The sequence below is a fragment of the Litorisediminicola beolgyonensis genome (assembly GCF_042679605.1).
Taxonomy (GTDB): Bacteria; Pseudomonadota; Alphaproteobacteria; order Rhodobacterales; family Rhodobacteraceae; genus Litorisediminicola; species Litorisediminicola beolgyonensis.
Genome location: NZ_JBHTMU010000028.1, coordinates 1 through 22,577, shown reverse-complemented (window position 1 = coordinate 22,577; position 22,577 = coordinate 1). Strand labels below are relative to the sequence as shown.

20 protein-coding genes are annotated in these 22,577 nt (G+C 65.5%); 15 read left to right on the top strand and 5 right to left on the bottom strand.

Annotated features, from left to right (window positions below; all coding sequences use genetic code 11):
* Nucleotides 1-10: 10 nt before the first annotated feature.
* Nucleotides 11-895, bottom strand: a complete 885-nt coding sequence (locus ACFQ4E_RS14470; protein WP_386804761.1) for an MBL fold metallo-hydrolase — start codon at nt 893-895, stop codon at nt 11-13.
* A gap of 191 nt (nt 896-1,086) precedes the next feature.
* Between ACFQ4E_RS14470 and ACFQ4E_RS14465 the strand changes: the two genes are divergently transcribed.
* Genes ACFQ4E_RS14465 through ACFQ4E_RS14455 form a run of 3 tightly spaced genes read left to right on the top strand, consistent with a single transcriptional unit; the run spans nt 1,087 to nt 3,614 of the window.
* On the top strand, nt 1,087-2,493 hold the full coding sequence (locus ACFQ4E_RS14465) for a cytochrome ubiquinol oxidase subunit I (RefSeq protein ID WP_386804759.1): 1,407 nt from the start codon (nt 1,087-1,089) through the stop codon (nt 2,491-2,493).
* 12 nt (nt 2,494-2,505) lie between these two features.
* Nucleotides 2,506-3,507 carry a cytochrome d ubiquinol oxidase subunit II gene (cydB, locus tag ACFQ4E_RS14460; protein WP_386804757.1) on the top strand — a complete coding sequence of 334 codons (1,002 nt, stop codon included), beginning with the start codon at nt 2,506-2,508 and terminating at the stop codon, nt 3,505-3,507.
* Complete coding sequence (locus tag ACFQ4E_RS14455; RefSeq protein ID WP_386804755.1) at nt 3,507-3,614, top strand: DUF2474 family protein; 108 nt, start codon at nt 3,507-3,509, stop codon at nt 3,612-3,614. Before cydB ends, ACFQ4E_RS14455 begins: the two co-directional genes overlap by 1 nt.
* Before the next feature lie 95 nt (nt 3,615-3,709).
* Here the strand turns inward: ACFQ4E_RS14455 and ACFQ4E_RS14450 are convergent, their stop codons facing one another.
* From ACFQ4E_RS14450 to dctP, 3 genes are all read right to left on the bottom strand, one after another.
* Nucleotides 3,710-5,065, bottom strand: coding sequence for a TRAP transporter large permease (locus ACFQ4E_RS14450; RefSeq protein ID WP_386804753.1), 1,356 nt, complete (start codon nt 5,063-5,065; stop codon nt 3,710-3,712).
* Nucleotides 5,066-5,068: 3 nt separating this feature from the next.
* Nucleotides 5,069-6,373: a TRAP transporter small permease subunit gene (locus ACFQ4E_RS14445; RefSeq protein WP_386804751.1), complete on the bottom strand. Its 1,305-nt coding sequence runs from the start codon at nt 6,371-6,373 to the stop codon at nt 5,069-5,071.
* A 121-nt stretch (nt 6,374-6,494) separates the two neighbouring features.
* Complete coding sequence (gene dctP, locus ACFQ4E_RS14440) at nt 6,495-7,592, bottom strand: TRAP transporter substrate-binding protein DctP (RefSeq protein WP_386804750.1); 1,098 nt, start codon at nt 7,590-7,592, stop codon at nt 6,495-6,497.
* 271 nt (nt 7,593-7,863) lie between these two features.
* Between dctP and ACFQ4E_RS14435 the strand changes: the two genes are divergently transcribed.
* From ACFQ4E_RS14435 to ACFQ4E_RS14425, 3 genes are all read left to right on the top strand, one after another.
* Entirely contained in the window at nt 7,864-9,069 is a 1,206-nt protein-coding gene (locus tag ACFQ4E_RS14435; RefSeq protein ID WP_386804748.1) for an acetyl-CoA C-acyltransferase, read from the top strand.
* A gap of 118 nt (nt 9,070-9,187) precedes the next feature.
* Nucleotides 9,188-10,126 (top strand): lipid A-modifier LpxR family protein, encoded by a 939-nt coding sequence (locus ACFQ4E_RS14430; RefSeq protein WP_386804746.1) that lies wholly within the window; start codon nt 9,188-9,190, stop codon nt 10,124-10,126.
* 176 nt (nt 10,127-10,302) lie between these two features.
* On the top strand, nt 10,303-11,403 hold the full coding sequence (locus ACFQ4E_RS14425; RefSeq protein ID WP_386804744.1) for a Hint domain-containing protein: 1,101 nt from the start codon (nt 10,303-10,305) through the stop codon (nt 11,401-11,403).
* Between the two features lie 45 nt (nt 11,404-11,448).
* Here ACFQ4E_RS14425 and ACFQ4E_RS14420 read toward each other — a convergent pair whose 3' ends face one another.
* Nucleotides 11,449-11,964, bottom strand: coding sequence for an SH3 domain-containing protein (locus ACFQ4E_RS14420; RefSeq protein WP_386804742.1), 516 nt, complete (start codon nt 11,962-11,964; stop codon nt 11,449-11,451).
* 103 nt (nt 11,965-12,067) lie between these two features.
* On the opposite strand from ACFQ4E_RS14420, the gene ACFQ4E_RS14415 reads away from it, so the two are divergent.
* The 9 genes from ACFQ4E_RS14415 to ACFQ4E_RS14375 all read left to right on the top strand — a co-directional run bounded on the left by ACFQ4E_RS14415 (nt 12,068) and on the right by ACFQ4E_RS14375 (nt 22,475).
* A complete protein-coding gene (locus ACFQ4E_RS14415; RefSeq protein ID WP_386804740.1) occupies nt 12,068-13,054 on the top strand; it encodes a 2-hydroxyacid dehydrogenase in 987 nt (328 codons plus the stop codon).
* A gap of 3 nt (nt 13,055-13,057) precedes the next feature.
* The gene (locus ACFQ4E_RS14410) at nt 13,058-13,864 is read left to right on the top strand and encodes a hypothetical protein (RefSeq protein ID WP_386804739.1); all 807 of its coding nucleotides are present in this window, start codon (nt 13,058-13,060) and stop codon (nt 13,862-13,864) included.
* Between the two features lie 133 nt (nt 13,865-13,997).
* Entirely contained in the window at nt 13,998-15,404 is a 1,407-nt protein-coding gene (locus ACFQ4E_RS14405; RefSeq protein WP_386804737.1) for an MBOAT family O-acyltransferase, read from the top strand.
* A 16-nt stretch (nt 15,405-15,420) separates the two neighbouring features.
* Entirely contained in the window at nt 15,421-16,494 is a 1,074-nt protein-coding gene (locus tag ACFQ4E_RS14400; RefSeq protein WP_386804736.1) for a hypothetical protein, read from the top strand.
* 76 nt (nt 16,495-16,570) lie between these two features.
* A complete protein-coding gene (locus tag ACFQ4E_RS14395; protein WP_386804734.1) occupies nt 16,571-17,455 on the top strand; it encodes an NAD-dependent epimerase/dehydratase family protein in 885 nt (294 codons plus the stop codon).
* A gap of 148 nt (nt 17,456-17,603) precedes the next feature.
* Entirely contained in the window at nt 17,604-18,977 is a 1,374-nt protein-coding gene (locus ACFQ4E_RS14390) for an MATE family efflux transporter (RefSeq protein ID WP_386804732.1), read from the top strand.
* 46 nt (nt 18,978-19,023) lie between these two features.
* Nucleotides 19,024-20,121 (top strand): redox-regulated ATPase YchF, encoded by a 1,098-nt coding sequence (gene ychF, locus ACFQ4E_RS14385; protein ID WP_386804730.1) that lies wholly within the window; start codon nt 19,024-19,026, stop codon nt 20,119-20,121.
* On the top strand, nt 20,118-20,801 hold the full coding sequence (locus ACFQ4E_RS14380) for a hypothetical protein (RefSeq protein WP_386804728.1): 684 nt from the start codon (nt 20,118-20,120) through the stop codon (nt 20,799-20,801). The genes ychF and ACFQ4E_RS14380 overlap by 4 nt, the downstream gene beginning before the upstream one ends.
* Before the next feature lie 117 nt (nt 20,802-20,918).
* The gene (locus tag ACFQ4E_RS14375) at nt 20,919-22,475 is read left to right on the top strand and encodes a hypothetical protein (RefSeq protein WP_386804726.1); all 1,557 of its coding nucleotides are present in this window, start codon (nt 20,919-20,921) and stop codon (nt 22,473-22,475) included.
* The last annotated feature ends 102 nt before the right edge of the window (nt 22,476-22,577 follow it).

Here is a 22,577-nt window from a genome sequence, read left to right as displayed (position 1 = left end):
GGGAGCGGGGTCAGAGGCCGTTGAGTGGCACCTTCAGCATCGGTCGGCCGTCCTTGTCCTTCGGCACCTCGCCCGCGCGCATGTTCACCTGAAGCGACGGGATGATCAGCTTGGGCATGTCGAGCTGCGCGTCGCGTTCGGTGCGGAACTTCACGAACTCGTCCTTGGTCTTGCCCTGGCCGACATGGATGTTGTGCGCCTTCTCGTCGCCGACGGTGGTCTCCCACTGGATGTCGCGACCGTTCGGGCCGTAATCGTGGCACATGAAGAGCCGCATCTCGTCGGGCAGGGCGAGCACCTTCTGGATCGAGTCGTAAAGCGTCGCCGCGTCGCCGCCCGGAAAGTCCGCGCGCGCCGATCCGCCATCCGGCATGAAGAGCGTGTCGCCGACGAAGGCCGCGTCGCCGATCACGTGCACCATGCAGGCGGGCGTGTGGCCCGGCGTGTACATCGCGAAAGCCTGCATCGTGCCGATCGTGTAGGTGTCGCCATCCTCGAAGAGCGCATCGAACTGCGAGCCGTCGCGCTGGAACTCGGTGCCCTCGTTGAAGATCTTGCCGAACGTGTCCTGCACCACGAGGATCTTCGATCCGATGCCGATCTTGCCGCCGAGCTTGTCCTGGATGTAGGGCGCGGCGCTCAGGTGGTCGGCATGGACATGGGTCTCGATGATCCATTCGAGCGTGAGGCCACGCTCCTTGACGCGGGCGATCATCGCATCGGCGTGATCATAGGTGATCCGGCCCGCGGCATAGTCGATGTCCATGACGCTATCGACGATTGCGCAGGCATCCGAGTTCGGATCCTTCACGATGTAGGAGATCGTGTTCGTGGCCTCGTCGAAGAACGCCTCGACGTCGGGTTTCACACTGATGTCAACGGGATAATCGGTCATCAGCCTCTTCCTTTCGATGCTGTCACCTGTCTCTGCTGAATTTCATATAGCAAAAAATGAATGTGTTTTCCAGAGCCAAGGGCACAGAAAATCGCCAGCGCGGCAAATTGTCAGAACCGACCGTGTCGCAGGTGAAATTCTGAAATTCTGCCTAAGTTCTATTCCAAATACGAAAACGACGGAGTGTGCACATGCTTGACGGGTTCACCGCAGAAACCCTCGCACGGGTCCAATTCGCCTTCACTGTTTCCTTCCACATCATCTTCCCGGCCTTCTCGATCGGCCTGGCAAGTTACCTCGCCGTCCTGAACGGCCTGTGGCTGTGGAAGCGGGACACGGTCTACAAGAACCTCTTCGATTACTGGAAGAAGATCTTCGCCGTCGCCTTCGGCATGGGCGTCGTGTCGGGCATCGTGATGTCCTACCAATTCGGCACGAACTGGTCGGTCTTCTCGGACAAGACCGGTCCGATCCTCGGACCGCTCATGGCCTACGAGGTTCTGTCGGCCTTCTTCCTCGAGGCGGGGTTCCTCGGGATCATGCTCTTCGGGCGCGAGAGGGTGGGCAACGGCCTGCACATGTTCGCCACCGCGATGGTCGCCTTCGGCACCCTGATGTCGGCCACCTGGATCCTGAGCGTGAACAGCTGGATGCAGACACCCGCGGGCTACTCCATCGCCGAGAACGGTCAGTTCGTGCCGGAAAACTGGTGGGAGATCGTCTTTAACCCGTCCTTCCCCTATCGCCTGACCCACATGGTCCTCGCGGCCTACCTCACCACCGCGTTCGTGGTGGGCGCGGTGGGCGCGCTCCACATGATCCGCCGCAAGGCCGATCCCGAAGCGCGCAAGATGTTCTCGATGGCGATGTGGATGGCCGCGATCGTGACGCCGATCCAGATCTTTGCGGGCGACATGCACGGGATCAACACGCTCGAACACCAACCGGCCAAGGTCATGGCTATGGAGGGGCATTACGAGAGCCATCCCGATGGCGCGCCGCTCATCCTCTTCGGCATCCCGAACCCCGAGGAAAAGCGGATCGACTACGCGATCCAGGTCCCGCAGCTCTCATCGCTCATTCTCAAGCACGAATGGGGCGCGCCGCTCGACGGGCTCGATACCGTCCCCGAGGAGGATCAGCCGCCGGTGACGATCGTCTTCTACAGCTTCCGCGTCATGGTGGGCATCGGCATGCTCATGCTGACGGTCGGCATCTGGAGCCTCGTCCAGCGTTACCGCGGCCGTCTCTACGACGACAAATGGCTGCATCGGGCCGCCCTGGCGATGGGGCCTGCCGGGTTCGTCGCGGTGATCGCGGGGTGGATCACGACCGAGGTCGGGCGCCAGCCCTTCACCGTCTACGGCCTCCTGCGCACCTCCGACAGCCTCTCGCCCATCGAGGCGCCCGCTGTCGCGGCCTCGCTCATGGCCTTCATCGTGGTCTATTTCTTCGTCTTCGGAGCGGGCACGTTCTACATCCTGCGCCTGATGACCAAGACCGCGGGCGAGGGCGCGCGGGCGCCGGACGAAGGCCCGACGCGGGCGGCTGGCCTCACGCCTGCGCCGCAGATGGCCAGCGCAACCCCGGGCGAATGAGGAGACCGATCCATGTTTGAGCTTTCCTTCATCTGGGCCGGTCTGATCGCCTTCGCGGTGCTGGTCTACGTCATCCTCGACGGGTTCGATCTGGGCGTTGGGATCCTCTTTCCCTTCGTCGAGAGCGAAGAGGACCGCGATGTCATCATGAACACGGTCGCGCCGGTCTGGGACGGCAACGAGACCTGGCTGGTCCTCGGCGGAGGGGGTCTCTTCGCGGTCTTCCCGCTGGCCTATGCGGTGGTGATGCCGGCGCTTTACATGCCGATCATCCTGATGCTCCTCGCGCTGGTCTTTCGCGGCGTCGCCTTCGAATACCGGTGGAAGACCAAGCGCTGGAAGCATGTCTGGTCGATCTTCTTCGCCGTAGGCTCCTATCTCGCGACGCTCTGCCAGGGCATCGCGCTGGGCGCGCTGGTGCAGGGCATCGAGCTCGACGGCCGCGCTTATGGCGGCGGCTGGTGGGACTGGCTGACGCCGTTCTCGGTCCTGACCGGGGTGGCGCTGATGTTCGGCTACGCGCTTCTGGGCGCGACATGGATCAACCTCAAGACCGAGGGCACGCTGCAGGCCACCGCGCGGCAGTTGTCCTTCTGGCTGGCGCTGGCGACGCTCGGCTTCATCGGGCTGGTGTCGATCCTGACGCCGTTCCAGGATCCGGTCTATTTCGAGCGCTGGTTCAGCGGCCACAACGCGGTCTTCTCGTTCCTTGTGCCGCTCCTGATGCTCGGCATTTCCTACAAGCTCTTCGACAGCCTGCGGAAGGGTGGGGAGCTCACGCCTTTCGTGATGGCCAACGCGATCTTCGTGTGTTGCTTCATCGGGATCGGCATCAGCTTCTATCCGCATATCGTGCCGCCCGACCTGACCATCGAGCAGGCCGCCGCGCCGGATTCGAGCCTCGCCTTCGCGCTCGTGGGGGCCGCGATCCTGATCCCGATCATCCTGATCTATACCGGCTACGCCTACTGGGTCTTCCGCGGCAAGGTGTGTCCGGGCGACGGGTATCACTGATGTCGGACAAGCCGCTTCTGTCCCGCGTCGGGTGGTTCGTGGCGATCTGGATCCTCAGCGTCGGCGTTCTTGGGATCGTCGCCTGGATCATCCGGCTCGCAATCTGAGCGTTCGCCTCAGGGAGCCAACGCACAAGGATCAAAGAAGAAAGGCGCGGAGTTCATCTCCGCGCCTTTTGTCGTTCGTTGGGGGGCTGACCCCGTTATCCGTAGACCAGCCTTGGTAGCCAGGTGATGATCCACGGGAACATCATGCAGAGCACAAGGCCCACGATCTGCAGGAACAGGAAGGGCAGGGCGCTCTTGAAGATGTCGCTCATCGGGATTTCCGGCGGCGCGACGCCCCTGAGGTAGAAGAGCGCATAGCCGAAGGGCGGCGACAGGAAGCTCATCTGCATGTTCACGAGGTAGAGCACCCCGAACCACAGCACCAGGTCGTCGGGGCTGTCGAGGCCGAAGCTCGCCGCGCCGAGCGCCTTCACGATCGGCACGAAGATCGGCACGCAGAGCAGCAGGATGCCAACCCAGTCGAGGAACATGCCCAGGATCACCAGGAGCACCTGCATCAGGATCAGGATGCCCCAGGGACCGAGACCGGTGGCGGCCAGGGCCTCGTTGACGAACTGCTGACCGCCCTCGAGCACGTAGAGGCCGACAAAGATCGTCGCGCCGAACATGATCCAGATGACCATCGCGCTGGCCTTGAGCGTGGTCAGGCAGGCCTCGCGGACCGTCTGCCAGTCGAGCTTGCGGTGGATCGCGGCGACGATGAAGGCACCGAAGGTGCCGATGCCCGCGGCCTCCACCGGGGTGGCGACACCCGAGAAGATGACGCCCAGAACGATGATGATCAGCGCGATGGGCGCGGCCATCTTCGAGACGAGCGCGAGTTTCTCACGGGTCGAGATGCGTTCCTCGATCGGGATCGGGGGGCCGAGCTTGGGATTGATGTAGCTCAGCGCCACCACGTAGAAGATATACATCCCCGACAGCAGCAGGCCCGGCAGCACCGCGCCGATGAAGAGCTCGCCCACCGATTGCTCGGCGACCACCGCGTAGATGATGGCGAGGATCGAGGGCGGGATCAGGATGCCCAGCGTGCCGCCCGCCATGATCGAGCCCATCGCGATCTTGGGGTCGTATTTGCGCTCCAGCATCGCCGGAAGCGCGATGATCCCCATCGTCACCACCGCCGCGCCGATCACGCCGACCATCGCCGCAAGGACCGTCGAGGCAAGGATGGTCGCGGCCGCGAGGCCGCCCTTCACGCCGCCGAGGACCTTGTAGATCACGTCGAACATGTCTTTGATTATCCCCGCCCTCTCGAGCATCGCCGCCATGAATATGAACAGCGGGATGGCTGAGAGCTGGTAGTTCGTCATCAGCGGGAAGATCCGGCTCGGCACGATGTTGAGCGCCCGTGCGTCCCCTAGAAGGAAGAGGAACACGCAAGCGAGGCCGCCGGTGACGAAGGCCAAGGGCAGGCCCGCCATCAGCAGCGCCAAGAGCGAGCCGAACATGATGAGGGTGAGCCACCCGATGCCAATCTCAAGACCCATGGATCAGCCCTCCCCCAATGCGCGGATGTCCTTACCGAGCTTCGAGATGCCCTGCAGGACCAAGAGGACCGCACCCACGACCATGACCCATTTCATCGGCCAGAGGGGCACTTCCCATTCGTTGAACGAGATCTCGCCCCAGCGGATATTGGGGTCCGTCCATTCGTTCAGCGACCAGCCCGCGAGCATGTCCGTCGTGGCGACCTCGCCCCGCGCCCATTGGCTGATCAATCCGTTGCCCGAGGGCACGGCGATTGCATCCATTGCGAAAATCCAGCTTGTCACGAGCAGGGTGCCCGCGAAGATGAAGAAGAAGATCGAGGTGAGGATGTCGACCCAGGCCTTCTTCTCGCGCGTCATCGGCGCGTAGAAGATGTCCACCCGGACATGCTGCTCGGTCAGCATCGCGTAGGACCCGGCGATCAGGTATTGCATCCCGAACATCAGGTACATCGCCTCGTGCGCCCAGTTGGTGGGCGAGTTGAAGACGTAGCGCGAGATCACCTCGAAATAGTAGACGAAGACGGCGATCACGGCCCAGTAGGCGGTGAACTCGCCGCAGAAGAGCGACAGCCGGTCGATCCAGTTCTCGGCATAGGCGCGGTCGGGCTTCTGGTCGGTCACGCCGGCTGCTTCCAGCGCCGCCTCGGCCTCCGAGCGCTCCTCGGGGCGGAGGTTGCGGTTGGCGTCAGTGACGAGCCGCTTCATCAGGATCGCGTCGATCAGCATGAGCGCGCAGAGGACGTAGAAGGCCCAGCGCGCGGTCGAGGTCCAGTTCGCGCGACGCTCCTGCGCCTCGGCGAAGGGCGTCTCGGTCGTGCTGAGCGTCTGGCGTGCTTCGGCCAGACGGCTCTCGCCATCGGTGATGGCGCGCTCGGTGCGGTCGAGCCGTCGCTGCGCCGATTTCTGCGCGAAACTGCCTTCCTCGGCCTCCGCCACCTCCTGCCGGTAGCCCTCGACATCGGCGCGGGCGGTTTCGACCCTTGAGGCCTCGCGTTCGAGCGTGCCCTCGGCGATGCGCCGTTCGTTGGCGAGGTCCGAGACCGCCGAGCGGGCGTCCTGACTCTGGCCGTTGGCCACGAGGATGACCAGGAAGACCGGGATGAAAATGAACCCCCAGAGGTTCTTCAGGTAGAACCGGTGCAGGCCGAGCATGCCGCCGGTGACGAGGATCATGTATCCGAGCGGAACCGAATAGCCCTTGTCATAGACCTTCGGACGCCGGGCCAGCGACATGGCGATGAGCGGGAAGACGATGAGTCCCACCCAGTAGAGCCAGTGCGGCAGTGTGAAACTGAAATCGGGCATCTGGCTGCTCCGTGCCTCTTTTGCTGTGCGAAAGCAGAGGGCGCGCCGCTTGCGTCGCGGCGCTCCCGAGTGTGCGACCGTCGCGGAGCGCCGCCCGGGACGGGCGCGCTCCGCTTCGGGATCAGAGCTTCAGCTCGAGACCTTCGGTCAGCGCCGGATCGACATAACCCAGCGAGCCGGACATCATGTAGTCGAGCTGGATCTTGAACACGCGCGCCGCTTGCGGGTCACGGTTGGCGTAATCGTACCAGATCGGCACCGCGACCTCGGTCATCAGCGCGACGTCGTCCTGGCTGAGGCGCGTGACCTCGGTGCCGTCGGCTTCGAACTTGCCCCAGGCTTCCTGGTCGGCGGCCTGGATCGCGGCGTGGTGCATGTCGGAATAGACATGCGTCTCCATCTCGACGAACTGCTGCATCTCGGGACTGAGCGCGTTCCACGCATCCATGCCGACGGTGATGTCCATGATGTCCACCGGCTGGTAGAGCGACATGAAGCCCGGAGGGCCCATCACGATATAATCGGTCACCTGACTGAAGCCGAGCGCGTAGTTCACCGCCGGACCCACGTAGTCGGCCACGTCGATGGTGCCCTTCTCGAGCGCCGGGAAGATCTCGGAGCCGGGGAGAACGGTGGTTTCGGCGCCGATCTCGGTGAAGACTTCGGCGACCATGCCGCCCGGAAGGCGCATCTTGCGGCCGCGGAAGTCGTCGATCGAGCGGATCGGCACCTTGGAGTGGATGATGTTCGGGCCGTGATGCACGGGGCCGACGAAATGCATGCCCTGCGCGGCATAGAGCTCGCGCGCGATGTCGATGCCGCCGAGGCCGTAATAGAACACGTCGAACTCGTGCGGGTTGCGCAGCCCGAGCGGGATCGAGGTCAGGAAGGTCGCCGCCGGGATGATGCCCTGCGCGTAGATGGTGAACGGGTTCACCGCGTCCAGAACGCCGTTCTTCACCGCGTCGTAGAGCTGGAAGTCGCCCACGACGTCATTGGCGCCGAAGGGGGTGAAGGCCAGCTCGCCGCCGGTCTTTTCCTGGATCGTCGCGCACCAGTCCTTGAAGATCTGAAGGCCCGCGCCGCCCGGCCAGGAGGTCTGGATCTTCCAGGTCGTGCCATTGGCCTGTGCGCCCGCGATATGCGGTGCCGCAAGCGTTGCCGCACCGGCGCCGGCAATCGTACGCAGTGCGTTCCTACGATTTGTGATGGATTTCATGTCATCCTCCCTTTGTTGCCACGGGAGAACGCTTGCGCCGCGCACGGCGCACGATCCGGACCCATGTCGCTGTCGGGCTTCTTTTTCGAACCCGTTCCGACGACGCGGTTCAGACCGCAGGTGTTCCCCCCTCAGGGAACGATAGACTGACAGCGCCAACTTGCAATGCCCACTAAGGGGTGAGGCCTTTAACCCCAGTTAATGTCCGCTCGCCAAGCCTGCGGAGCGCGGCTACGGTCCAGAGGTCGGTTGATCGGAGAGGGAGGCGTCGATGGCAGGGCAGGACGAGGTGGTGATCCTGGGTGCGGCGCGCACCCCGCTCGGCGCGTTTCTCGGAGAGTTGTCGGCGCTTTCGGCCACCGAGCTCGGCGCGGCGGCGATCTCCGGCGCGCTGGGATCGGCCGGTCTGAAACCCGAGGCGGTCGAGGAGGTTCTGATGGGCAACGTCCTGCCCGCGGGCCTCGGTCAGGCACCTGCGCGACAGGCGGCACTCGGCGCGGGTCTCGGAACCGAGGTGCCCTGCACGACGGTCTCGAAGGTCTGCGGATCGGGCATGAAGGCGGTCATGCAGGCGCATGACGGGATCCGCGCGGGCTCCATCGGGGTCGCGGTGGCTGGCGGGATGGAGAGCATGTCGAACGCGCCCTATCTTCTGCCGCAGGCGCGCGGCGGGGCGCGGATCGGGCATGGCGCGATGGTCGATCACATGATGCGCGACGGGCTCGAGGATGCCTATGACATCGCCCCCGACGGAACGCGCCGATCGATGGGCACCTTCGGCGAGGAGTGCGCGCGGCATTACCAGTTCACCCGCGAGGCGCAGGACGCCTATGCGATCGAGAGCGTCACCCGGGCCAAGAGCGCGCAGGAGAGCGGCGCCTTCGACTGGGAGGTGACCCCCGTCACTGTGCGCTCGCGCAAGGGCGAGGCCGAGGTCACGAGCGACGAGGGCCCGCGCCGGATCGATCCCGACAAGATCACCGGCCTCAGGCCCGCCTTCGCCAAGGACGGCACCATCACCGCGGCCTCGTCCTCGTCGATCAATGACGGGGCCGCCGCCTTGGTGCTTGCCCGCCGCTCCGAGGCGGAGCGGCTGGGCGCGGCCCCGCTGGCGCGGATCGTCGGTCATGCCGCCTATGCCGGGGCACCGGGCTGGTTCACCACTGCGCCCATTCATGCCAAGCGGCGTCTGGCCGAGAAGATCGGCTGGGACCTGCGCGAGGTCGATCTGTTCGAGATCAACGAGGCCTTCGCGGTCGTGGCGATGGCGTCGATGCGCGATTGCGAGATCGACCGGGACCGGCTCAATGTCCATGGCGGCGCCGTGGCGCTGGGCCATCCGATCGGAGCCTCGGGCGCGCGCATCCTCGTCACGCTTCTGGGCGCGATGCGCGCGCGCGGCGCAAAACGGGGGGTCGCGTCGATCTGCATCGGCGGCGGAGAGGCGACCGCCATCGCGCTCGAACGCATGGACTGAGACCCGCGCGCAACCTTTGAGGGCAGGGCGGCGATTTGCAGTCGCTTTGGGCTTGGCGGAGGCGGCGCGATCCGCTTAAGGTCTGCGGTTAACAAAAGATGAAAATCGAGCAGGTTTCATGTCTTCCGTCCTCTTTCTCCGACGCGGCCTCGCGGGCGCGGTCGTCGTGCTTCTGTCCCTCTGCCTTGCCGAGGCCGCCTCGGCGCAGGATCGCGTCCGGCTGGGCTACGGGCGTCTCTTCATCAACGACTCCATGGCCGCGGCCAAGGACCGCTGGCACACCGGCGGGCTGATATCGAGCCGCATCTGGGGCCAGCACTGGGACGGCGAAGCGCCCGAGAAACCCGGCGAGATCATCGAGTTCCGCTGGCAGGGCCGGGTGATCGCGCCCTCGAACCTGCGTGCCGCCGATCCGGACGACCGGCGCTATGCCGGTGTCCTGTCCCTGGGACTGCACACGCATTTCCAGCGCGGCGGGATCGATTTCGCGACCGGCGGCGATCTCGTGCTGACCGGGCCTCAGACCCATATCGACGAGTTTCACGCCGCGCTCCACGACGTGCTCGACATCGCGCCGCCGTCCGAGGCCGTGTTCGACAATCAGATCGGCAACGGCATCCATCCGACCTTCGTCGGCGAAGCGGCCCGCAGCACCGCGCTTGGCTCTGCGATCGAGTTGCGCCCGTTCGCCGAGCTGCGCCTCGGAGACGAGACGCTGGCGCGGGCGGGCTTCGACATGACCTTCGGCGGGCTGGCCTTTGGCGGGCTGCGCGTCCGCGAGCCGGTGACCGGGCAGCGCTACGAGGTGATCCCCCGCGCGCAGCCGGGCTACAGCTTCGTGCTGGGCGGAGACATCGCGCAGGTCCAGAGCTCGGTCTACCTGCCCGAGGACGACGGGCCCGTGCTGAGTGACGTTCGCTCGCGCGTGCGCGCCGGTGTCCACTGGCAGGGCGAGGTCCACAGCGTCTTCTACGGCCTGACCTATCTCGGCGAAGAGTTCGAGGGTCAGGAAGAAGGCCAGTTCGTCGGTGCCGCGCGCATCCGCCTGACCTTCTGATCCTCGGTTTCAAACTTCGAAAGACCGGCGCGGGCAGGGTCACACCTGTTGCGCCGGTGTGACAATCGCGCACGCTCTATTCACTGCGCGCAGACCCTATCCATTCGAATTGTTCCAATCTTGCCAAACATTTGTTAACAAAACTTCAATAAGAAAAAATGGCAGGACATACAGGTATGGGAACGGGCTTTCACGGCACGTTCGTCCTTTCCTGGTCACAGACGAGTATCGACGGGCTGCAGGCAGCCCCGGTTTGCAATCTGACCACGGGGTCCAGTTGGGCTTGGTCTGGGGAAGCGCTTCGGGTTGATCAACCCGGGAGCGTATTGCGTCTGGATCGCAGGGGAGGCGATGGCGACATTCGCCGCCGGGCCGCGCATATGGTGCGCCGTCTCGTCGGCGCGGCTCTGGGCACCGGCGAGGGCGCGCGCTCTCACGACGCCTCGCTCTTCGACGAACCCGACAGTCCGGTGCACGCGGAGGCGGCGGTGCAGGACCTGTCCTTCGTCGTGACCGACGGGCGCAAGAGCTACACCGTCACCGTAATCGAGCTCGGCCCCGGCAGCCTGCCTCTCCTGATGTTCCAAGACGACCTGCCGCCGCGCGGGCGCGATCTCTGGGTGGTGCATGACACGCTCGACCGGTTGCGCAACAGCGAGAGCGCGGCGCTCGGCACCGGCGTGATCTGTTTCACCCCGGGCACGCGGATCGCGACCCCCGACGGGCCGCGGCGGATCGAGGAGCTGCGCGAAGGCGACCTGATCGCGACCAAGGACAACGGCGCGCAGCAGATCTGCTGGATCGGCAGCCGCCGCATGTCGGGCGCGCGTCTCTTTGCCATGCCGCGGCTTCGGCCGATCCGCATCCGGGCCGGCACCCTTGGGGCAGGGCGCCCGGACGAGGAGCTTCTGGTCTCGCCCATGCACCGGGTCCTGGTGAAGGGCCGCGCGGCGCAGACCCTGTTCAACACCTCCGAGGTCCTGGTCTCGGCCTCCGATCTCGTCGATGGCGAGAACGTGGTGGTGGATCACACGGTGCGCGAGATCACCTATATCCACCTGCTTCTGCCGCGCCACGAGGTGGTCTTTGCCAATGGCGTCGAGACCGAGAGCTTCCACCCCGCGGCCACCTCGCTCGACGGGCTCGACCCGTCGGCGCTCGCGCGACTCAAGCGGTTGCTGCCTTGGGTCGAGGACAATCCCGGCGGCTACGGTGCGTCCGCGCGGCGGAGCCTGACGGCTTCCGAGGCGGCGATCCTGAAGCACGACGCGGCCTGACGCCGAAGGCTCGGCGTCTGGGCTGCTTGTCTCGGGGTGCTGATGCTACTCGCGGATCTCGGAGGCGCCGACACCCCAGAGCGCGCTTTTCGGCGCCCAACCGCTATGACCCGCCGCCTCGAGCTCGCACCAGCTTTGCGAGCATGTGCCGAGCCGGGCGATGACACGCTGCGAGAGCTGCGCGGTCACGGCGGAGGTCTCATCGGGCTTGGCGTGCAGCTCGAGCATTTCCGGCTCGACCAGAACCGTGCGCGCGCCCGACAGGAGCGAGTAATGCACCCAGCCTCCCGCGCCGTCGCGGTCGCGCACCCGCCGCCAATGCCCGTACTCCGCGGTGATCTCGAGCGGCATGTCGCGGCGCACGAAGATCCAGTCGATCCGGTGCGTCAGCGACGGGCCGCGGCGCACGTTGCCTTCGGACGCCTTGAGCGACACGAAGCGGGGGAGCGGCAGATTGGTGACGGGACCGCGCCCGTCGGCCGCACGGGCGGTGCCCGCGACCGCAAAAAGCGCCACGGCTGCCACGACCGCGAAGGCAGCCACCCTGGGGAGAAATTTCATCGCGCGAAACCTGCTCTTGAATCTCGGCGGGTTCTTGTGCCCCGTCCTGACATGCGACACTGTGCCGTGAAAGATTGTTGCGCGGAAGATCGGGGTATCGGACATGCCATCAAAACGTCTGAGTGTTGTCGTCACGCGACGTTTGCCCGACGAGGTCGAGACCCGGATGAAGGAGCTCTTCGACGTCGAGCTGCGCAGTGACGACACGCCGATGACCCGGGCCGAGCTGTCCGAGGCGATGTGGCGCGCCGATGTGCTGGTGCCGACGGTGACCGACACGATCGACGCGGCGCTGATCGGGCAGGCGGGTGAGCGGCTGAAGCTCATCGCGAGCTACGGCGCAGGCATCGACCATGTCGATGTCGAAACCGCGCGCGCCCGGGGCATCCTTGTCTCGAATACGCCCGGCGTGGTCACCGACGACACCGCCGACATGGTGATGGCGCTGATCCTCTGCGTCACGCGGCGCATCCCCGAGGGCCTGTCGCTGATGCAGGCGGGCGAGTGGTCCGGCTGGTCTCCGACGGCGCTGCTCGGCGGGCGTCTCGGAGGGCGGCGGCTCGGGATCCTCGGCATGGGGCGGATCGGTCAGGCCGTGGCGCGCCGCGCGCGCGCCTTCGGGATGCAGGTGCATTACCACAATCGCCGCCGCTTGCGCCCCGCCGTCGAGGAGCCGCTCGAGGCGACCTACTGGGAGAGCCTCGACCAGATGGTTGCGCGCATGGACGTCGTGTCGGTGAACTGTCCGCACACGCCGTCGACCTTCCACCTGATGAACGCGCGTCGGCTGCAGCTGATGAAGCCCACCTCCGTCATCGTGAACACCTCGCGCGGCGAGGTGATCGACGAGAACGCGCTCATCCGCAAGCTCAAGGCAGGCGATCTCGCCGGGGCGGGGCTCGACGTCTACGAGCACGGCACCGATGTCTCGCCGGAATTGCGGTCGCTGCCCAACGTGGCGCTTCTGCCGCATATGGGCTCGGCCACGCGCGAGGGCCGGATCGAGATGGGCGAGAAGGTGATCATCAACGTCAAGACCTTCGCGGATGGTCACAGACCGCCGGACCAGGTGGTTCCGGCGATGCTCTGACCCATGCGCGCCCGCGCGCCGCAACTGCTGGCTCTGCTCTTTGCGGGGTTCGCCGCGCTGAGCCTGGTCTTCGGCAATCCCGTCGCGACACTCGCCGGACAGTCGGCCGCCCGCGTCGCGGCCAGCGCGGGCGCGGTCTATGTCTCGCTCCGGTCGATCAACGCCGCGCTCTCGGTAGCGCAGGAGGTCGATGTCGGCGGCAGCATGTTCGTCTCGGCCGAGGTCCAGCCGCTCAAGGTTCTTGAGCCCGTCGACGACACGGTCGAGCAGGTCGCCGCGACAATCTTCGCGGTCTCCGTCGCCGCGATGGCGCTCTCGGTGGCGTTTGGTCCTGTCGCGGGGATCGGCGCGGGTCTCCTGGTGCTGGCGGGCGGTCTCTGGGTCCTCAGTCGCCGCGCGACCGGCGGGCAGGGGGCGAGGGGGCTTGCGCGTCTCGCGGTCGCCGGAGGTGTGCTCGCCTTCGGTCTGCCCGTCCTCTTCTGGTCGGCGTCGGGTGTCGCGGTCCTGGCGACCGGTGCCGATCTCGCGCAGGCCCGGCTCGAGCTTCGCACCATCGCGGAAGGGGCCGATACCGTCGTCGATCTCGGCGAGACGCTGCCCGAAGGGGCCGAGGCCGAGGCGGAGATCGACATCGACACCTGGACCGTCATTCGCAACAGCTTCAGCCGCGTAAATTTCTTTCTCGCCAATGCCGATACGATTCTCGACGCATCCCTGCGTATCATCGGCCTTCTGCTGCTCCAAACCCTTGTCCTGCCGGTCCTTCTGACCGGGCTCGGGCTCTGGGTGCTCCGCGAAGCGCTGCGCTGAGCGCCAAGTGCCGCTTTTGCGGGCACGTGCCGGATGTGGCGCGGGATTCCCCATCTTTGCCGCGCTCGCGCCGCAGTTTCAGGGGAAAACGCATGCGAGAGGCCAATAATCACAGAGTTTGCCGAGCAGGCGCATGTCGTTTACGTCAATCCCTTTCGCGGTGTTCACGCCGCTGTTCCTGTTGGCATATTATGCCGCCCACAGCGCGTGGCGGCCGCCTCTTGTCGCGCTGGCCTCGCTGATCTTCTACACGTGGTACAACGCCGCCTACCTGCCGCTTCTTCTCGCCTCGGCCCTGATCGACTACGTCGCGGCGCTGCGCATCCTTGCCAGTTCGGACCAGAGGCGGCGCAAGGCGTGGCTCCTGGCCTCGATCACGCTCAATCTCGGCATCCTGTTCTTCTTCAAGTACTGGAACTTCTTCGCCGAGAACGTCGAGGCGGTGACCGGGACCGAGATTGTTCTGCACCACCTGATCCTGCCGCTGGGCATCTCGTTCTACACGCTTCAGACCCTCAGCTACACCTTCGACACCTATCGCGGAAAGCTGACGCCGGAGCGGAGTTTCTTCACCTATTTCCTCTATGTCAGCTTCTTCCCCCAGCTTGTCGCGGGACCGATCGAGCGGGCCGGGCGGCTCTTGCCGCAGCTGCGCAACCTGACCTTGCCGACCGCCGCCGAGGCCGAGGCGGGCATGGTGCTGATCGCCTGGGGCGTGTTCGCCAAGCTCGCGGTCGCCGACAACCTCGCAGGCTTCGTCTGGTCGGCGCTTTGGGGCGAGACCGGGGGGCTCTTGCTCTGGCCCATCGGGTTCTGCGCCGCCGCGCAGGTCTATGCCGATTTCCTGGCCTACACGCTGATTGCCCGCGGGCTGGCGCGGATGATGGGGGTCAAGCTCTCCGAGAATTTCCGCCAGCCGTTCTTTGCGCGAAACCTCAACGGGTTCTGGCAGCGCTGGCATATCAGCCTGACTCGATGGGTGACCGACTACATCCATATCCCGCTCGCGCGCCGTCATCCCGACGAGCCCTGGCGCAGCTTCATCGCGATCATGGCGCTCTGCATCATCGGCCTCTGGCACGGGGCGTCCTGGAACTTCCTGTTCTTCGGGCTGACGCAGGGTCTCGTGATGCGGGGCTGGCAACCGGTCGCGAGCCTCGGAGCGCGGCTGAACCCCCCGGCTGCGGTCGCCACGCTGGTCTCGCATACCGCAATGGTTGCCGTGATCAGCTTCAGCGCGCCGATGTTCTTTCTCACCGATACGCATCAGCTCGTCACGCAACTCGGCAGCATGTTCTCGCTCGACCTGGGGCTGTCGATCCTCGCCAACGGCGTCTATCGCGAGAATTTCGCCGTCGGGGTCATGCTCCTGACCCTCATGCTGATCAACGACTGGCGCGCCAGCCGCGGCGCGCGCTGGCATGTGGAAACCATCGCGGCCCATCCCGTGGGTCGCCCGATCCTGATCGCCGTCCTGATCACGCTCACCATCCTGCTTGGCAATTTCAACCCGCAGGAGTTCATATACTTTGACTTTTAAGCGCCTCCTCCTGCTCATGACGTTCTGGATAGGCTTCGTGTTCACGGTGCCGGTCCTTGTGCTGCACCTCGCACTGCCCGAGGCCGCGCGGGTCTCGCCGCTCGCGGCGCTCGAGGCCGATCCCGAGGCGATCGAGGCGCTGACGGTCGGGTCGTCGCATGGGCGGGACATCTATTATCCGGCGATGGGTCTGACAGGGCACGCGCTCAGCGAGGACGCGGGCGACATCAACACCGCCGATCTGAAGCTCCGCGCCGCGATCTCGCGCCTGCCCAACCTGAAATACGTGTTCATGCCGGTCTCCCCGGTGCTTCTGACCTATGATCGCAGGATCGGGGATCCAGGCGATTGGCTCGTCCACCGCAGCTGGCTGCGCAACACGCCGATGCCCGGCGAGGGGGCGGCGATCACCACCAGCGAGCGGCTCACGCTCTGGTCGACGCGGCTGGCGTCGCTCGAGCCGTTCATCCGCGTCAACGAGATCTCCAAGAACGCGGTGACGCGACTGGTGCGCGGGGCTCTTGGCGGCGTCGATGACAAGATCGACGCGCAAGCCTGCCACGTGATCGAGAACCCGCCCGATTTCCCGCATGAATACGGCATCCGCAACGGCTTTCAGCGCACGCCGCTGCCCGCGGACTGCATCCCGCGCGCGAGCGAGATGAATGCCTGGAACCACCTGCATCACGCCGACGGATCGCTGACAGCCAAGCCCGAGATCCGCGCGGAGAACCTCGTTCACCTGACGCGGATGGCGAAGGCGGCGCGGGAGGCCGGGCTTCAGCTGATCTTCTTCGTGCCTCCGGTGACGCAGGCCTATTACGAGACGCCCGAGCTTTTGCGGCATTGGGAGATCGAGCGGCCGCTGATCGAAGAGCTGGCCGAGCGCGAGGGCGCGCGTTTCGTCGATTTCCACGATTTCTTCTGGTCCGGCGCGTATCGCACGAAGAACGCGGTCTTCGTCGACGGCAATCACCTGACCATTCACGGCGCGGCGGTCTTCTCCGAGGCGCTGGCACGTGAGCTCGAGATCGGGAGCGGAGCGGACGTGTTCGCCGAGACCGAGACCGAGAGCGACCTACGGAATTGACAGGCTGGCCGCCGGGCACAGGTTGAGCCAAGACTGCGCCCCCTTATATCGGCGCAGAAACACGGCGGAGGTCCACATGCGCATCTTTTTCACCGGCGGCAGCGGCAAGGCGGGGCGCCACGTCATCCCCTATCTGCTCGAGCAGGGACATCGCGTCCTCAACGCCGATCTCGTTCCGCTCGATCACCCCGGCGTCGACAACCTGACCGTGGATCTGACCGACAGCGGTCAGGTCTGGAACGCGCTCACCTCCTATGCCGCGCTCGACGAGCTGGAGCCAGGCACTGGCATCCCGGGCTTCGACGCGGTTGTCCATTTCGCGGCGGTGCCGCGCATCCTGATCCGGCCCGACAACGTGACCTATGCCAACAACGTGCTCTCGACCTACAACGTGATCGAGGCAGCGGTGAAGCTCGGCATCAGCAAGGTGATCTTCGCCTCCTCCGAGACGACCTACGGCGTCTGCTTCGCCGATGGCGACCGCCAGCCCGAATATATCCCGGTCGATGAGGAGCACCCCACCGTTCCCGAGGACAGCTACGCCATGTCCAAAATCGCCAACGAGGTCACCGCACGCAGCTTCCAGAGGCGCTCGGGCATCGACCTCTACGGGCTCCGGATCAACAACGTGATCGAGCCGCACGAATACCAGGAGCTCTTTCCGGCCTTCGTCGAGGACCCGGCGCTCCGGCGTCGCAACATCTTCGCCTATATCGACGCGCGCGATCTCGGCCTGATGGTCGAGCGCTGCCTGCAGACCGACGGGCTGGGCTTCGAGGTCTTCAACGTCGCCAACCCCGACACCTCCGTCGCCATCCCGACCGAAGAGGTGATCCGCCGCTTCTACGACGGCCTGCCGGTCACGCGCGATCTGGGACCCTTCGAGACGGTCTACGACATCGACAAGGCGCGGCGTCTTCTTGGGTTCGAGCCGCCGGAGCGGTGGCGCGACACGCTCTGACGCCGCTCCGACAGCTGGCTCCAATGGCCGAACCCGGCCAGCCTTGGCCCACGCGACGATGACATCCGAAAGATGCAAACCCGATGCATCGCCTTTGATCTATCCCGTGGTTGCGAGCGGGCGGGGCGGGCAGTACTCCACGAGCATGATGTCTCAGCGGTTGTCTTTTGCCGGTCATATCCGGGCGATCCTCGTGCTCGGTCTGCCTCTGGTGGGCGGTCACCTGATGCAGTTCTTGATCGGCCTGACCGATACGGTGATGATCGGCTGGTACGGGGTCGAGGAACTCGCCGCCCTGACCCTGGGCAACACCATGTTCTTCACCTTCTTTCTGTTCGGCTCGGGGATCGCCTGGGCGGTGATGCCGATGGTCGCGCGCTTCGTCGCGCAGGACGATCAGACCTCGATCCGCCGGGCGACCCGGATGGGTCTCTGGCTGTCGATGATCTTTGCCGGTTTGGTGATGCCGGTCTTCGTCTTCGCCGAGCCGGTGCTCTTGCTCCTGGGGCAGGGCGACGCGGTCGCGGAAGGCGCGGCGCTCTACCTGGCGATCGCGGGATGGGGCATGATCCCGGCCCTCGGCACGATGGTCCTCAAGAGCTACCTCGCCGCGCTCGAACACACGCGGGTGGTCTTCGTGATCACGGCGCTGGCCGCGGCGCTCAACATCCTCTTCAACTACGCGCTGATCTTCGGAAATTTCGGCCTGCCCGAGATGGGGATCGCCGGGGCGGCGCTGGCCTCGACCCTGACCCACGGGGTCGGGTGTCTGGGCGCGATGATCTACGCGGTCCGCAAACTGCCTGAACACGCGCTCTTCCAGCGGTTCTGGAGGCCGGATCGCGGCATGATGGCCGAGGTCTTCCGCCTCGGCTGGCCGATCGGGCTCACCAGCCTTGCCGAGGTCGCGCTCTTCGCGATCTCGACCCTGCTGATCGGTCGGCTGGGGACCGTGCCGCTCGCCGCCCACGGCATCGCGCTGCAACTGAGCGCCGCGGCCTTTATGGTGCAGGTCGGCCTGTCGAACGCGGCGACCGTGCGCGCGGGCAATGCCGCCGGTCGCGGCGATCCGGCGCATCTGGCCGCGGGCGCGCGGGCGGTGCTCTGGCTGTCGGTCTCGTCCGCGCTCATGGCGGCGGCGGTCTTCGTCCTCGTGCCGGTGCCGCTCATCGGTCTTTTCCTGAGCCCGACCGATCCAGCCAGAGCCGAGATCATCGCCATCGGCGTCTCGCTTCTGGGGATGGCCGCGCTGTTCCAGCTCGTCGACGGGGCGCAGGTGGTGGCGCTTGGGCTCCTGCGCGGGCTGCAGGATACGCAGGTTCCGATGATCATGGCCGGGATCGCCTATCTCGGGATCGGCTTCCCCGCGGCCTGGCTTCTCGGGTTCCCGTACGGCTTCGGGGGTGTCGGCGTCTGGGCCGGGCTGGTCCTCGGGCTGACCGCGGCAGGCGGCATGCTGATCTGGCGCTTCTGGCGGCAGGCGCTGCCTGCGCTCGAAAGCGGCGAGGTGCTTGCACGCTGACCGCCCAGACCCTAGAAGCGGCCAGATCCAATCGAGTGAGGCACGCATGGGTTTCCGCATGGGTATCGTCGGGCTGCCGAATGTCGGCAAGTCCACCTTGTTCAACGCCCTGACCAAGACCGCCGCAGCCCAAGCGGCGAATTTCCCCTTCTGCACCATAGAGCCGAATGTCGGCGACGTGGCCGTGCCGGACGCGCGCCTCGACCGGCTGGCGGGCATCGCCAAGTCGAAGCAGGTGATCCCGACCCGGATGACCTTCGTCGACATCGCCGGTCTGGTGAAGGGCGCGTCCAAGGGCGAGGGGCTCGGCAACCAGTTCTTGGCGAATATCCGCGAGGTCGATGCCATCGCGCATGTGCTGCGCTGCTTCGAGGATGGCGACGTGACCCATGTCGAAGGCCGCGTCGATCCGGTCGCCGATGCCGAGACCATCGAGACCGAGCTGATGATCGCCGATATCGAGTCGATCGAGAAGCGGCTGCAGAACATCGTTCGCAAGGTCCGCGGCGGCGACAAGGAAGCCGTCCAGCAGGAGCGCCTGATGAAGCTGGCGCTCGAAGCGCTGGAGGCGGGCCGCCCCGCGCGCACGGTCGAGGTCTCGGACGAGGATGCCAAGGCCTGGCGGATGCTGCAGCTTCTGACCACGAAGCCGGTCCTCTATGTCTGCAACGTCTCCGAAGCAGAGGCCGCCGAGGGCAACGACCATTCGCAGGCGGTCGCGAAGATGGCGGCGGAGCAGGGCAACGCGCATGTGATCATCTCGGCCAAGATCGAGGAAGAGATCGCGCAGCTCGATTCCGAAGAAGCCGAGATGTTCCTGTCGGAGATGGGGCTGGAAGAGCCGGGCCTCGATCGCCTGATCCGGGCCGGTTACGCGCTTTTGCACCTCGAGACCTATTTCACCGTCGGCCCCAAGGAGGCCCGCGCCTGGACCATCAAGGAAGGCACGATGGCGCCTCAGGCCGCAGGCGTGATCCACGGCGATTTCGAGAAGGGCTTCATCCGCGCCGAGACCATCGCCTATGACGATTTCATCGCGCTGGGCGGCGAGCAGGGTGCGAAAGATGCCGGAAAGATGCGGGCAGAGGGCAAGGGCTATGTCGTCCGCGACGGCGACGTGATGCATTTCCTCTTCAACACATGAGCTCCATCGCGACGCTCGCGGAATACGGGCTCTATGTCGGATTCGCGCTGAAAATCCTTGGATTTCTGGCGCGAGACGAGCTGAAGCTGCGCGGGCTCATCGTGATCGGCTTCAGCCTCGACGTTCTCTTCTACGCGACGCGGATGCCGCCGGTCACGCAATCGGTGTGGCTGATCTCAGCGCAGGGTGTGATCAACATCGCCCTGATCGTGCTGATCGTGCTCGAGCGTTCGACGCTCGGAATGAGCGCGCAGGACAAGCGTCTCTTCGCGGCCTTCCGGACCCTCAATCCCGGCCAGTTCCGCCGTCTCATGAAGCTCGCCGAGCGACGACAGAGCCGACCGGACGAGGCGCTTCTGACCGAGGGCCAACCCGTCACGCATCTCTTCTGGACCGAAGCCCCCAAGATCGCGATCGCCAAGGGGGACACGGTCTACAGCGCATCGGGACCGGTCTTTCTGGGAGAGATCGGTCTGCTCCTGGAGCGCCCGGCTAGCGCGACCGTCAGCCTCGACGAGGGAACCGAGATCGTCACCTGGCCCGTGAACCGCCTGCGCGCGGTGATGGCCCGAAGGCCCGCCTTCTCCAACGCGCTCGTCGCCCGCTTCAGTTCAGAGCTTGCAGAGAAGCTCGCGGTCAGCGTGCCCATGCCCGACATCGCTGCGCCCCGCCAAAGCTAGGCGGACCCCGTCCGTTGCAGTCCCGCAAGAGCGGCGCGCGACGGCTCCGCGCGGACTGGACAGCGATGGGTCGCGCACCGAAGCTGCGCGCCAGAAGAAAAGGCGAGGCAGGACCAGATGACGACACCGCTGTTTCGGGCTTTCCCCGAGCGCGCCCCGGATGGCGAGCGCGCTCTTACCCGCGGCGCGATCCTGATCCTCGTCATCGTCCTGCTGTCGGGCCTGACCTTCCTGGTTCTCGCCGGAAATCAGCCCGTCCTCTTCCGCCACGGATTCCGTCAGAGCCAGACGGCGATCTCCGTCTACTGGATGCTTCGGGACGGCCTGTCCCTGTCCTATGCCACGCCGGTCCTCGGCGCGCCCTGGGCGATCCCCTTCGAATTTCCCGTGTATCAGTCCCTCGTCGCGGCGGTCGCGAGCCTGGGGGTGCCGCTCGACCTTTCCGGTCGGCTCGTGTCCTTCGCTGCCGCGGTGCTCTGCCTCTGGCCGATCTTCAGCCTGGTGCGCGATTTCGGCGGCCGGACTTGGCACGCGGCAACCTGCGGAGCGCTCTTTCTCGCCGCGCCGGTCTACGCGTTCTGGGCGACGAGCTTCATGATCGAGACCACGGCGCTCTTTCTCGGGCTGTTGTTTCTCGCGGCGTTCGTGCGCTTTCTCTCGACGGGGCGCTGGCTGTGGGCGGCGACCGCAGGCCTTGCCGGAGTGCTTTGCGGCCTGGCCAAGGCGACGACCCTGCCGGGCTTTTCGCTGGCGGCGGGACTGGTCCTCTGCGCCTGTCTTCTGGTTTCTTTCAAGGGATCGCAATCGGCGCTCCCGAAGGCACGTCTCGCCGCGTCTCTCGTCCCGCTGCTTCTGCCCTATCCGATCGCGATGTCCTGGGTGGCCTACACGGACAAGGTCAAGGCCTTGAACCCCTTGGGCGCGTCCCTGACCTCCGACGCTCTAAAAGAGTGGAATTACGGCACCCTGGCGCAGAAACTCTCGGGCGAGTTCTGGCTCCGCCTCGTGCCGGACGCCATCGGATGGCAAACATTCGGTCCGCTGTTTCCGCTCGCGCTTGTCGTTCTCCTCGGTGCGCTGATCGCTGCAAGCCGAAGGAGACGCGCGGCGCTCTGGGTGGGACTTGGGCTTCTGACGTGTTTCCTCGTGCCGATGCTGGTCTTCACCAACCTCTATATCCAGCACGACTATTACCGCGTCGCCAACACGGTGTTCCTGACGCTCGCGGTGGGCCTCGGGCTGGCGTTTCTCGCGAAGCGAGTAGGGGCGCCGCTGGGTCTGGTCGGTCTCGGCATCCTCTGCTCAGGACAGGTGTTTTTCACCGTCATCCTCAACATGCCGCTCTGGAGCGGTCAGTTCCGCCACCCGATCCTTCCCGTCGCCGAGGCTGTGCAGGAGGTGGTCCCGGAGGACGCGCCGATCCTCGTTTTCGGGCACGACTGGAACTCGGCGATCCCGTATTACGCCGAGCGCAAGGCGCTGATGATCTCGTCCCTGGTCTCCGATCTGGTGGACGAGATCGTCGATGACCCCACGCAGTTCCTCGACGGCGCCGCGCCGGGTGGCGTGGTCATCTGCACGCTTGGCGACAAGCCACCGGCGACGAAACTTTCCCCGCTCCTCGCCGACCGCGCGCAGGTTTTCACGGACGATAGCTGCAGCCTTTATCGCTGAGTGAATAGCCCCGTGTATCGTGGATGCCTTCTTCGCTAATTTTGAGGCAAGGAGGCCATGATGAGCAGCAGCAAGTTCAGCGATGAGTTCAAGCGGGACGCG

Coding starts and splice junctions, on each gene's coding strand:
- ACFQ4E_RS14455 (WP_386804755.1), top strand. CDS start 3,507: ATGTCGGACAAGCCGCTTCTGTCCCGCGTCGGGTGGTTCGTGGCGATC.
- ACFQ4E_RS14445 (WP_386804751.1), bottom strand. CDS start 6,373: ATGCCCGATTTCAGTTTCACACTGCCGCACTGGCTCTACTGGGTGGGA.
- ACFQ4E_RS14410 (WP_386804739.1), top strand. CDS start 13,058: ATGCGCGCCCGCGCGCCGCAACTGCTGGCTCTGCTCTTTGCGGGGTTC.
- dctP (WP_386804750.1), bottom strand. CDS start 7,592: ATGAAATCCATCACAAATCGTAGGAACGCACTGCGTACGATTGCCGGC.
- ACFQ4E_RS14425 (WP_386804744.1), top strand. CDS start 10,303: ATGGGAACGGGCTTTCACGGCACGTTCGTCCTTTCCTGGTCACAGACG.
- ACFQ4E_RS14415 (WP_386804740.1), top strand. CDS start 12,068: ATGCCATCAAAACGTCTGAGTGTTGTCGTCACGCGACGTTTGCCCGAC.
- ACFQ4E_RS14435 (WP_386804748.1), top strand. CDS start 7,864: ATGGCAGGGCAGGACGAGGTGGTGATCCTGGGTGCGGCGCGCACCCCG.
- ACFQ4E_RS14375 (WP_386804726.1), top strand. CDS start 20,919: ATGACGACACCGCTGTTTCGGGCTTTCCCCGAGCGCGCCCCGGATGGC.
- ACFQ4E_RS14470 (WP_386804761.1), bottom strand. CDS start 895: ATGACCGATTATCCCGTTGACATCAGTGTGAAACCCGACGTCGAGGCG.
- ACFQ4E_RS14465 (WP_386804759.1), top strand. CDS start 1,087: ATGCTTGACGGGTTCACCGCAGAAACCCTCGCACGGGTCCAATTCGCC.
- ACFQ4E_RS14400 (WP_386804736.1), top strand. CDS start 15,421: ATGACGTTCTGGATAGGCTTCGTGTTCACGGTGCCGGTCCTTGTGCTG.
- ACFQ4E_RS14390 (WP_386804732.1), top strand. CDS start 17,604: ATGTCTCAGCGGTTGTCTTTTGCCGGTCATATCCGGGCGATCCTCGTG.
- ACFQ4E_RS14450 (WP_386804753.1), bottom strand. CDS start 5,065: ATGGGTCTTGAGATTGGCATCGGGTGGCTCACCCTCATCATGTTCGGC.
- ACFQ4E_RS14380 (WP_386804728.1), top strand. CDS start 20,118: ATGAGCTCCATCGCGACGCTCGCGGAATACGGGCTCTATGTCGGATTC.
- ACFQ4E_RS14430 (WP_386804746.1), top strand. CDS start 9,188: ATGTCTTCCGTCCTCTTTCTCCGACGCGGCCTCGCGGGCGCGGTCGTC.
- ACFQ4E_RS14395 (WP_386804734.1), top strand. CDS start 16,571: ATGCGCATCTTTTTCACCGGCGGCAGCGGCAAGGCGGGGCGCCACGTC.
- ychF (WP_386804730.1), top strand. CDS start 19,024: ATGGGTTTCCGCATGGGTATCGTCGGGCTGCCGAATGTCGGCAAGTCC.
- cydB (WP_386804757.1), top strand. CDS start 2,506: ATGTTTGAGCTTTCCTTCATCTGGGCCGGTCTGATCGCCTTCGCGGTG.
- ACFQ4E_RS14420 (WP_386804742.1), bottom strand. CDS start 11,964: ATGAAATTTCTCCCCAGGGTGGCTGCCTTCGCGGTCGTGGCAGCCGTG.
- ACFQ4E_RS14405 (WP_386804737.1), top strand. CDS start 13,998: ATGTCGTTTACGTCAATCCCTTTCGCGGTGTTCACGCCGCTGTTCCTG.